Source organism: Roseburia inulinivorans DSM 16841, from assembly GCF_000174195.1.
GTDB lineage: Bacteria > Bacillota > Clostridia > Lachnospirales > Lachnospiraceae > Roseburia > Roseburia inulinivorans.
In genome coordinates, this window is record NZ_ACFY01000014.1 from 1 (window position 1) to 1,655 (window position 1,655).

Below are 1,655 nucleotides of genomic sequence, written 5' to 3' on the forward strand. Positions count from 1 at the left end.
CACTTGCAAAAATGGATAAGATAAGTTATGATATTAATGGTTTGAAATAAAACTATAATATATAGGGGATTGGTCAAATGGTATGATAGGAGTCTCCAAAACTTTTGGTGGGAGTTCGATTCTCTCATCCCCTGCTGATGAAGCCTTGATTTTTCAAGGCTTCATTTTTTACGTATCATATTTTTTTGTGTAATCCATGAAAACTATTTAGAAATTATTTATATAATTTAGATTTTTTAATAAAAATCTCTCATATGAATTGACATTATTATACAAAATATCTACAATAAAATAATAAAACAAAGGAGAGTTTAAAGTTATGATTCAACAGAGAAACATTGCAGTATGTATTATTTTATCCATCGTTACATGCGGTATTTACGGTATTTATTGGTTTATCGTTCTTTCTAATGATACCAATACAGTATCCAATGCGGAGAATGCTACATCCGGAGGAGTTGCTTTTGTTTTAAGTCTGATTACCTGTAACATTTACGGTTTATACTGGGCTTACAAGCAGGGAGAGAAGATCGACAAGGCAAAAACTGACAGAGGCATCCCATCAAGCAATAGCGGAGTTATATATTTAATTTTATGCTTTGTTGGATTAGGAATTGTTGCAGAAGCATTAATGCAGAATGAATTGAATAGCCTTGCATAAGGGTTAGAAAAATAATAAATCCCTGATAGTCTGGCAGAACGTCAGATTGTCAGGGATTTATTATTATGCCGTTTGTTGGAAGTTCAGGGAGCGTATGTGTGAGCAGGCGTAAAATATAAATGCCAAAGACAATGATACCGAGCAGACAAGTGATGAACGTCAGATAAGGCGGCTTTTTTTCGAATATATATTTATAAAACCAAAGATAAAGAAAGTATGGAATCAGAAGAAAGATGCAGGGGTTCATCTGAAAAGCAGTTGAAAAATGGGCTGTGAGAAAACTGATCCCAGCCCGCGTGAGACCACAGGCAGGACATGGAAAGCCAAATAAAATAGCAATTGGACAGACAGAGTGAAAGAGATATTGAGTAACGCTCATGTATATAATAATACAAAGGATTGCAATGCGATTATGGTATAGATCGGATAAAAAATTTTTAATTCCTTTTAAAATGAACATATGATCTCCAAAATATAAAAACGATAGACAAATTATAAGTAGTACTCTGATTCATCATAAATGAGGGGCAAAATATCTCTTGACCCTCATATCATAATATAACATGAATGGATATTTAAGGCAAAATTGTATGTGATTTTATACATCGGGAAACTAAATGAACAAAATTAGTTTCTTTAAAATATGTGCAAATTGAATAAAAAAATCGATAATGGAAAATAATAGTAGTAAAAATAGATAGTGTAGTTTTTTAAGAGACGTGAAACCGGAAAAATTAGTTCTTTATCTCCGGACTTTTACAAAAAAAATGATGAAAAATGACGGAAAATGGCGGAATTTGAAGCGATGACGGAAAAATTGACAAATGAAGAAAATGATGTCATAATGCGTTTCTGAAATAGGAAGTAAGTGTTTTTGATAAGAAAGGATGTTTAAAATGATTGAAAGAAAAATCAGATTGACTGACACAGAAGAGGTTAAGGATTTTGTAAGAGCTGCCGGAAAATGTGATTTTGATATTGACGTCTGTTATAA

2 protein-coding genes, 1 tRNA gene and 1 pseudogene are annotated in these 1,655 nt (G+C 32.3%); 3 read left to right on the forward strand and 1 reads right to left on the reverse strand.

The annotated features are described in order from the left end of the window. Positions 1–63: 63 nt before the first annotated feature. Both ROSEINA2194_RS01195 and ROSEINA2194_RS01200 read left to right on the forward strand, forming a co-directional pair. Positions 64–134, forward strand: a tRNA-Trp gene (locus tag ROSEINA2194_RS01195). A 185-nt stretch (positions 135–319) separates the two neighbouring features. Then, complete coding sequence (locus ROSEINA2194_RS01200; protein WP_007882399.1) at positions 320–661, forward strand: DUF4234 domain-containing protein; 342 nt, start codon at positions 320–322, stop codon at positions 659–661. A gap of 49 nt (positions 662–710) precedes the next feature. Here ROSEINA2194_RS01200 and ROSEINA2194_RS23735 read toward each other — a convergent pair whose 3' ends face one another. After that, positions 711–1,121, reverse strand: coding sequence for a DUF2752 domain-containing protein (locus ROSEINA2194_RS23735; protein ID WP_007882401.1), 411 nt, complete (start codon positions 1,119–1,121; stop codon positions 711–713). A gap of 436 nt (positions 1,122–1,557) precedes the next feature. On the opposite strand from ROSEINA2194_RS23735, the pseudogene ROSEINA2194_RS23400 reads away from it, so the two are divergent. Continuing rightward, positions 1,558–1,655: pseudogene (locus ROSEINA2194_RS23400) on the forward strand (HPr family phosphocarrier protein); the annotation flags it as partial.